Genomic DNA, 8215 nt, shown 5'->3' on the forward strand with positions numbered 1-8215 from the left:
CAACGCATGGCAGGATCAAAACCTGCTGCCTTACCGCTTGGCGACGCCCCTGTATCGAATTCCCGAAATCAGGCATTCACTTCCTGTCCAAGTTTTCCAGCGCGCGGTGCAGCGGAGACCGGTTGCAACCGCGAGCGATGAAGCTCGGCAGAGTGGCTGGAAGTTGGCGCGAGACTTTAGCAGCCTCATCGCAATTTGGGAAGCTCCCAAACACACAAGCTCCAGTGCCGGTCATGCGTGCCTGAACAAAATTGTTCAACCACTTCAAAGCGTTACGAACTTCGCTGTAGCGCTTCTCAACCACCGGCTGACAGTCGTTATGACCGCCCCCCTCAGGAAGGCTGCGAACTCTAATGGCCGGAGTATCACGTGTCAACTCCGGGTCGGAAAAAATTTCTGCTGTACTAACAGACACTTGCGGCGCAACGACCAGGTACCAGGGTTCCTCCGGGGTAACCGGGGTGAGCTTTTCACCTACCCCTTCGGCGAACGCCGCGCGACCGCGCACGAAGACCGGTACATCCGCGCCCAGGGTGAGGCCCAGCTCGGCCAGGCGGTCCTCGCTCCAGTCCAGCCCCCAGAGGTGATTGAGGCCCACCAGCGTGGTGGCGGCATCCGAACTGCCGCCGCCGATGCCGCCGCCCATGGGCAGGCGCTTGTCCAGCCAGATATCGGCGCCCAGACGCGTGCCGGACTGCTCCTGCAGACGCCGTGCGGCGCGGACGATCAGGTTGCTGTCGTGGGGTACGCCGGGAATGTCGGTATGCAGGCGGATCTGCCCGTCCTCGCGGCAACGGAAACCGAGTTCGTCGCCATGGTCGAGAAACTGGAAGAGTGTCTGCAGCTCGTGATAACCGTCCGGGCGGCGGCCGAGGATATGCAGGAACAGGTTGAGCTTGGCCGGGGCGGGCAGGATCAGTTGGGCGTCATGCATGGGGTTGGTTCGGTTCGGGGAGTCATTCCTCTCTCCCTCGTGGGGAGAGAGGGGGTGTCGGCGCTAGCGGCCCAGCAGGCGCGGGCGCCAGTCCTTGATAACCAGGGTGATTTCCAGGTCCTTGCCGTAGAGCTTCATGCGCGAGGGCAGGGCGAAGCCGTCCTGCTCCAGGTAATCGAGATAGTCCACCCGCCAGTCCTCCTGGGTCAGTCTCGCCAGGCGGCTGTCGGCGTCTAGCGTCAGCTGGCTGCGGCTGTCGGGTTCGGGGAGGCCGCGTATCCACCAGAGCAGGTGGGAGACGGGCAACTGCCAGCCGAGCTGTTGTTCCAGCAGCGCCTCCGGCGATTCGGCGCTGTAGCGCCCCTGATTGGCGATTTCCAGCTCGGTGGCGCCGGGGCGACCGATCAGGCGGCTGGCGCCCTGGCCCAGCGGGCCGGAGAGGCGGATGTCGAAATACGACTGGCGCTGCAGCCACTGCAGAGTAGCGCTGCCGGAATCCTCAGGCGTCTTTAGGCCGAGCTTGCCGGTGATCTGCCAGCCGTCGATCTGGCTGATCTGCACCTTGTGGGCCTGCCACTGGGCAGGGTTGCCCTGGCCCTCCATGAGTTCGCGAGGCTGCTTGGCGGCGCAGCCGGCAAGCAGGGTGAGGATGGCAAGCAGAGTCGTCAGGCGTTTCATGGCGTCAGGGCTTCTCCGATCCGGTCAGGCGTTGCAGCGTGCGCAGCAGGGTGGTGTTCTCCGGGTCGCTCTTGAGCGCCTCGGCCCACACCTTGCGTGCCTCGCGCTGCTTGCCGCGCACCCAGAGCACTTCGCCCAGGTGTGCGGCGATTTCTGCGTCGGGCATCTTGTCCATGGCCAGGCGAAGCAGGCGCTCGGCCTCTGCCAGGTTGCCCATGCGGTAGTTCACCCAGCCCAGGCTATCGATGACCGCCGCGTCGTCCGGACTCAGTTGATAGGCCTGCTCGATCAGGCGGCGGGCTTCCTCGTAGCGGTTGGTGCGATCGGCCAGCGTGTAGCCCAGGGCGTTGAGGGCCATGGCGTTGTCCGGTTCCTGTTCGAGGATGAAGCGCAGGTCGCGCTCCAGTTGCGCCAGGTCACCGCGCTTCTCGGCCAGCATGGCCCGGCTGTAGAGCAGGTTGAGGTCGCCGGGATATTCGGCGAGAGCCTGGTCGATCAGGCGGCTGGCGCGTTGCGGCTGGTTGTTGCGCCCCCAGGCCTCGGCTTCGATCAGGTAGAGCTGCACCGCGTATTCCGGATAGCTGGCGCGGGCTTCGCGCAGCAGGCGCGCCGCCTCGCTGCCTTGCTGGCGTTCAAACAGCAGCGTGCTCTGGCGCGCCAGCGCGGGCAGGTACTCATTGCCCGGCTCGATCTGGGCATAGGCCTCCAGAGCCTCCTCGGGTTCGCTGAGCTCCTCGTAGACGCGCCCCAGATGCAGCAGAGCAGCGTTGCGATGAGCGTCGCGTTCGAGCAGCTCTTCCAGCAATTCACGGGCACCCTGCCAGTCTTCGATTTCCATGCTGACCAGGGCCAGGGAGAAGCGCAGGTCGTCGTCTTCCGGGTGCTGCTCCAGCAGTTCCGAGAACGCCTTGTGCGCCTCGGGTAGCTTGCGCTGGTCGACCAGCAGGCGTGCCTCGGCCAGGCGCAGGCGCTTGTCGTCCGGGTGCTGGCGGATGCCCTTGCGCAGCAGCGGCAGGGCTTCGTCGCCGCGATCCAGGCTCTGCAACAGCCGGGCGCGCAGCAGCAGGGCGCCGACGTCACCCTTGCGCAGCGCCGGGTGGTCGAGCAGCGCCAGAGCCTCTTCGGGCTTGCCGTCCTGCTGCAGCAGCAGGGCCTGGCCGAACAGCAGCTGGGCGTTGTCCGGGTACTTCTGCAGCAACTGATCGAAGCTGGTCATCAGCCCGGCGCGGGTGTCCGGGTCGGTCTCCGCCGCGGACAGCGCGAGGAAGTCAAAGTGCGGATTGCCCTTGTGGCGCAGGATGTTCTCCATGTGTACGAGGGATTGCTCGAAGCGCCCGGCACGGGCCAACTGGATGGCTGCGGCGCGCTGTGCCTCGATATTGCTCGGGTCGCTGTCAGCCCAGATGAGTGCGCTGTCGAGGGCCGCCTGGGTGGCGCCCAGGTACTCGGAGATGCGGTAGGCGCGCTCGGCCACGCCGGGGTCGCGGGTGGCATGGGCTTCGCGCAGGTAGTTGGCCAAGGCGATGTCGAAGCGGCCGCGCTGGCCGGCCAGTTCGGCGGTCAGCAGCGCAAACAGGGTGTCCGGCGTGAACGAGGCATATTCCACCGGCTCGGGTGCGGCGGCGGTTTCAGGCTCGGTGCTGCGCGAGGCGGAGGGCAGTGTCTGGCAGCCCAGGAGCATGAGGCCGGCCAACAGCGTGACGAATATCTTCATGGAGGGGTAACTCACCTGCTTTGCGCCATCATGACACAGGCCTGCCGGCAAGCCCATCGGCGGGGCAGGGTGGATGGGAGTTGTTCAAACACGGGCGACATAGGAGAATTGCGCGCTTCCCTGATCCGACCTAAGACGTGCATGGCCTTCCTCGCCCTTGGTATCAACCACAAGACCGCTTCCGTGGACATCCGCGAGCGGGTGGCGTTCACGCCCGAGCAGATGGTCGAGGCGCTCCAGCAGCTCTGCAGCGTGACGCCGAGCAGTGAAGCGGCGATTCTCTCGACCTGCAACCGCAGCGAGTTGTATCTGCACCAGGACTGCCTGCAGGCCGACCGGGTCCTGCAATGGCTGGCCGATTACCACCGCCTGAGCCTAGACGAGCTGCGCCAGTGTGCCTACGTGCATGCCGACGAGCAGGCCGTGCGCCACATGATGCGCGTGGCGTCTGGGCTGGATTCGCTGGTGCTCGGCGAGCCGCAGATCCTCGGCCAGATGAAATCCGCCTACGCGGTGGCCCGTGAGGCGGGCACCATCGGCCCGCTGCTGGGTCGCCTGTTCCAGGCCACCTTCAGCACCGCCAAGACCGTCCGCACCGACACCGCCATCGGCGAGAACCCGGTGTCCGTGGCCTTTGCCGCCGTCAGCCTGGCGAAGCAGATCTTCAGTCGGCTGGAGAACAGCCAGGCGCTGCTGATCGGCGCCGGCGAAACCATCACCCTGGTCGCCCGCCACCTGCACGAGCAGGGCGTCAAGCGCATCGTGGTGGCCAACCGTACCCTGGAGCGCGCCCGCACCCTGGCCGACGAGCTCGGCGCCCGCGCGGTGCTGCTCTCCGAGATTCCCGATGAGCTGGTCCACAGCGACATCGTCATCAGTTCCACCGCCAGCCAGCTGCCGATCCTCGGCAAGGGCGCCGTCGAGCGCGCGCTGAAGCTGCGCAAGCACAAGCCGATGTTCATGGTCGACATCGCCGTGCCGCGCGACATCGAGCCGCAGGTCGGCGAGCTGGAGGACGTATACCTCTACACCGTGGACGACCTCCACGAGGTGGTGGAGGAAAACCTCAAGAGCCGCCAAGGCGCGGCGCGCGCCGCCGAGGATCTGGTATCGCTGGGCGCCGACGAGTTCATGGCCCGTCTGCGCGAACTGGCCGCCGTGGACGTCCTCAAGGCCTACCGGCAGCAGGCCGAGCGCCTGCGCGACGAGGAACTGGCCAAGGCCCAGCGCCTGCTGCAGAACGGCGGCAGCGCCGAAGACGTGCTCGCCCAGCTGGCCCGCGGCCTGACCAACAAGCTGCTGCACGCGCCGAGCGTGCAGCTCAAGCGGCTCAGTGCCGACGGTCGCCTGGATGCGCTGGCCGTGGCCCAGGAGCTGTTTGCCCTCGACGAGACGAAGAAATGAAGGCATCCCTTCTGAAGAAGCTGGAAGGGCTTCAGGACCGCTACGAAGAGCTCACCGCGCTGCTCGGCGACGCCGAAGTGATCGGCAACCAGAACCAGTTCCGCGCCTATTCCAAGGAATACGCCGAGGTGGAGCCGGTGATCCTCGCCTACCGGGATTTCTGCAAGGTGCAGTCCGACCTGGATGGCGCGCGGGAAATGCTCAAGGACAGCGATCCGGAGCTGCGCGCGATGGCCGAGGAAGAGGTCGAGCAGGCGCGCGCCGAGCTGGAGACACTGGAGGATCGCCTGCAGCGCATGCTGTTGCCGCGCGACCCCAACGACAGCCGCAACGTGTTCCTGGAAGTGCGCGCCGGCACCGGCGGCGACGAGGCGGCGATCTTTGCTGGCGACCTGTTCCGCATGTATTCGCGCTATGCCGAGAAGCAGGGCTGGCGCATCGAAATCCTCTCCGAGAACCCCGGCGAGCACGGCGGCTACAAGGAAATCATCACCCGCGTCGAGGGTGACGACGTGTACGCCAAGCTCAAGTTCGAGTCTGGCGCGCACCGCGTGCAGCGCGTGCCGGAAACCGAATCCCAGGGCCGCATCCATACCTCGGCTTGCACCGTGGCGGTTCTGCCCGAGCCGGATGAGCAGGCGGCCATCGAGATCAACCCGGCGGATTTGCGCGTCGACACCTACCGCTCCTCCGGCGCCGGCGGCCAGCACGTCAACAAGACCGAATCGGCGATCCGCATCACCCACCTGCCTACCGGCATCGTGGTCGAGTGCCAGGAAGAGCGTTCGCAGCACAAGAACCGCGCCAAGGCCATGGCCTGGCTGGCGGCCAAGCTGCAGGACCAGCAGGACGCCGCCGCCCACAAGGAAATTTCCGACACCCGCAAGCTGCTAGTGGGTTCGGGCGACCGTTCCGAGCGCATCCGCACCTATAACTTCCCGCAGGGCCGGGTCACCGACCACCGCATCAACCTGACCCTGTATTCCCTGGGCGAAGTGATGGCCGGCGCGGTCGAACAGGTGATCGAGCCGCTGCGTCAGGAATTCCAGGCCGACCAGCTGGCGGCGCTGGGGGATTAAGCACGGCGCTTTTGTGGGAGCGGACTTGTCCGCGATGCGGTGAGCACCGAAGCCAAAAGCTCGCGAATGAATTCGCTCCCACAGAGCGGCCACGGCCGCAGAGGAGTATTCCTGTCCAATGCCTACCCTCCAATCCCTACTCGAAGCCGCCGACCTGCCCGACTCGCCCAGCCCGCGCCTGGACGCCGAGCTGCTGCTCGCCCACGTGCTGGGCAAGCCGCGCAGCTTCCTGCGCACCTGGCCGGAACACCAGCCCGACGCCGAGCAATACGCGGCCTTCGAACGCCTGCTGCAACGCCGCCGCGCTGGCGAGCCGGTGGCCTACCTGCTGGGACGCCAGGGTTTCTGGAGCCTCGATCTGGAAGTCTCCCCCGACACGCTGATTCCCCGTCCCGACACCGAGCTGCTGGTGGAAACCGCCCTGCAACTGGCGCCGGCCACGCCGCTGGAGGTGCTCGACCTGGGCACCGGCACCGGCGCCATCGCCCTGGCCCTGGCCGCCGAGCGGCCGGCCTGGCGGGTGACCGGCGTGGATCGTGTCGACGCGGCCGTAGCGCTGGCTGCTCGCAATGGCCAGCGCCTGGGCCTGTCCAACGCGCGCTTCCAGCTCAGCCACTGGTTCGATGGCCTGGACGAGCAGAGCTTTGCGCTGATCGTCAGCAATCCGCCCTACATCGCCGCCGCCGACCGCCACCTGGGCGAGGGCGACGTGCGCTTCGAGCCGGCCAGCGCGCTGGTGGCCGGGGCGGACGGGCTGGACGACATTCGCTCGATCATCGCGCAGGCGCCCCGGCACCTGCTGCCCGGTGGCTGGCTGCTGCTGGAGCACGGCTACGATCAGGCCGAGGCGGTGCGCGCGCTGCTCAGCGCCGCCGGCTTCACCCGGGTGGAAAGCCGCCGCGACCTGGGCAATCACCAACGCATCAGTCTGGGTTGCTGGGAGGCTGAATGACCGAATTGAACGACCAGGAACTGCTGCGCTACAGCCGGCAGATTCTCCTCAGGCAGATCGATATCGAGGGCCAGCTGCGCCTCAAGCAAGGGCGGGTGCTGATCGTCGGCCTCGGCGGGCTGGGTTCGCCGGTGGCGTTGTACCTGGCCGCCGCCGGGGTGGGCGAGCTGCACCTGGCGGACTTCGACCAGGTGGACCTGACCAACCTGCAGCGCCAGATCATCCACGACAGCCACAGCCTGGGCGTCGCCAAGGTCGACTCGGCCATCGCCCGGCTGACCGCGCTCAACCCTGAGGTGCGTCTGGTGGCGCATCGCGCCGCGCTGGATGCCGATTCGCTGGCCGCCGCCGTGGCAGCGGTGGACGTGGTGGTGGACTGCTGCGACAACTTCGCCACCCGCGAGGCGGTCAATGCCGCCTGCGTGTCGGCCGGCACGCCGCTGGTCTCCGGCGCGGCCATCCGCCTGGAAGGGCAACTGGCGGTGTTCGATCCGCGCCGCGCCGACAGTCCCTGCTACCACTGCCTGTACGGCCATGGCAGCGAGGCGGAACTGACCTGCAGCGAGGCCGGCGTGATCGGTCCGCTGGTCGGCCTGGTCGGCAGCCTGCAGGCGCTGGAAGCCCTCAAGCTGCTGGCCGGCTTCGGCGAGCCGCTGATTGGCCGACTGTTGCTGATCGACGCGCTGGGCAGCCGCTTCCGCGAGCTGAAGGTGCGCCGCGATCCGGCCTGTGCGGTGTGCGGAGGACGGCATGGCCAGTGAGGCGCCAGTCGGGGTGTTCGACTCCGGGGTCGGCGGCATCTCGGTGCTGCGCGAGATCCAGGCGCGCCTGCCCAACGAGTCGCTGCTTTACGTGGCGGACAGCGGCTTCGTGCCCTACGGCGAGAAAAGCCCGGAGTTCATCCGCGCGCGCAGCCGCGCCATTACCGAGTTCCTGCTCGACCAAGGCTGCAAGGCGCTGGTGGTGGCCTGTAACACCGCCACCGCGGCGGCGGTCGCCGAACTGCGCGGAACCTGGCCCGAGTTGCCCATCGTCGGCATGGAGCCGGCGGTCAAGCCAGCGGCCAGCGCTACGCGCAGTGGCGCGGTGGGGGTGCTGGCCACCACCGGCACGCTGAAGAGCGCAAAGTTCGCCGCGCTGCTGGACCGCTTCGCCCACGATGTGCGGGTGGTCACCCAGCCCTGTCCGGGCCTGGTGGAATGCGTGGAAAGCGGCGCGCTGCAGAGCGAGGAAACCCGCGCGCTGCTGCAGGGCTACGTGGCCCCGCTGCTGGAGGCCGGCTGCGACACGCTGATCCTCGGTTGCACCCACTATCCCTTCCTCAAGCCGCTGCTGCGCCAGCTGGTGCCCGAGTCGGTGAGCCTGATCGATACCGGCGAAGCGGTGGCGCGTCAGCTGCATCGCTTGCTGGCGGCCCGCGACCTGCTGGCCGCCGGCCCGGCCGCGCCGGCGCG

8 protein-coding genes are annotated in these 8215 nt (G+C 67.4%); 5 read left to right on the forward strand and 3 right to left on the reverse strand.

The features are described 5' to 3' along the window. Positions 1-76: 76 nt before the first annotated feature. From ispE to AS93_RS0117560, 3 genes are all read right to left on the reverse strand, one after another. Positions 77-934 (reverse strand): 4-(cytidine 5'-diphospho)-2-C-methyl-D-erythritol kinase, encoded by an 858-nt coding sequence (gene ispE, locus AS93_RS0117550; protein WP_027591801.1) that lies wholly within the window; start codon positions 932-934, stop codon positions 77-79. 63 nt (positions 935-997) lie between these two features. Continuing rightward, complete coding sequence (gene lolB, locus AS93_RS0117555) at positions 998-1612, reverse strand: lipoprotein insertase outer membrane protein LolB (protein WP_027591802.1); 615 nt, start codon at positions 1610-1612, stop codon at positions 998-1000. Between the two features lie 4 nt (positions 1613-1616). Then, positions 1617-3326 carry a tetratricopeptide repeat protein gene (locus AS93_RS0117560; protein ID WP_027591803.1) on the reverse strand — a complete coding sequence of 570 codons (1710 nt, stop codon included), beginning with the start codon at positions 3324-3326 and terminating at the stop codon, positions 1617-1619. A gap of 141 nt (positions 3327-3467) precedes the next feature. Between AS93_RS0117560 and hemA the strand changes: the two genes are divergently transcribed. From hemA to murI, 5 genes are all read left to right on the forward strand, one after another. Further along, positions 3468-4730: a glutamyl-tRNA reductase gene (hemA, locus tag AS93_RS0117565; RefSeq protein ID WP_027591804.1), complete on the forward strand. Its 1263-nt coding sequence runs from the start codon at positions 3468-3470 to the stop codon at positions 4728-4730. Continuing rightward, positions 4727-5809: a peptide chain release factor 1 gene (gene prfA, locus AS93_RS0117570; protein WP_027591805.1), complete on the forward strand. Its 1083-nt coding sequence runs from the start codon at positions 4727-4729 to the stop codon at positions 5807-5809. Before hemA ends, prfA begins: the two co-directional genes overlap by 4 nt. 118 nt (positions 5810-5927) lie before the next feature. Then, positions 5928-6761 carry a peptide chain release factor N(5)-glutamine methyltransferase gene (prmC, locus tag AS93_RS0117575; RefSeq protein ID WP_027591806.1) on the forward strand — a complete coding sequence of 278 codons (834 nt, stop codon included), beginning with the start codon at positions 5928-5930 and terminating at the stop codon, positions 6759-6761. Next, positions 6758-7522, forward strand: coding sequence for a molybdopterin-synthase adenylyltransferase MoeB (locus tag AS93_RS0117580; RefSeq protein WP_037009951.1), 765 nt, complete (start codon positions 6758-6760; stop codon positions 7520-7522). Before prmC ends, AS93_RS0117580 begins: the two co-directional genes overlap by 4 nt. Continuing rightward, a partial coding sequence (murI, locus tag AS93_RS0117585; RefSeq protein WP_027591808.1) for a glutamate racemase occupies positions 7512-8215 on the forward strand: 704 nt, incomplete at its 3' end. The genes AS93_RS0117580 and murI, both read left to right, overlap by 11 nt.

The sequence above is a fragment of the Pseudomonas sp. RL genome (assembly GCF_000647775.1).
Lineage (GTDB): Bacteria > Pseudomonadota > Gammaproteobacteria > Pseudomonadales > Pseudomonadaceae > Serpens > Serpens flexibilis.

Excerpts from the sequence above, each read along its gene's own strand:
- ispE (WP_027591801.1), bottom strand. The coding sequence starts at position 934 with ATGCATGACGCCCAACTGATCCTGCCCGCCCCGGCCAAGCTCAACCTG.
- lolB (WP_027591802.1), bottom strand. The coding sequence starts at position 1,612 with ATGAAACGCCTGACGACTCTGCTTGCCATCCTCACCCTGCTTGCCGGC.
- AS93_RS0117560 (WP_027591803.1), bottom strand. The coding sequence starts at position 3,326 with ATGAAGATATTCGTCACGCTGTTGGCCGGCCTCATGCTCCTGGGCTGC.
- hemA (WP_027591804.1), top strand. The coding sequence starts at position 3,468 with ATGGCCTTCCTCGCCCTTGGTATCAACCACAAGACCGCTTCCGTGGAC.
- prfA (WP_027591805.1), top strand. The coding sequence starts at position 4,727 with ATGAAGGCATCCCTTCTGAAGAAGCTGGAAGGGCTTCAGGACCGCTAC.
- prmC (WP_027591806.1), top strand. The coding sequence starts at position 5,928 with ATGCCTACCCTCCAATCCCTACTCGAAGCCGCCGACCTGCCCGACTCG.
- AS93_RS0117580 (WP_037009951.1), top strand. The coding sequence starts at position 6,758 with ATGACCGAATTGAACGACCAGGAACTGCTGCGCTACAGCCGGCAGATT.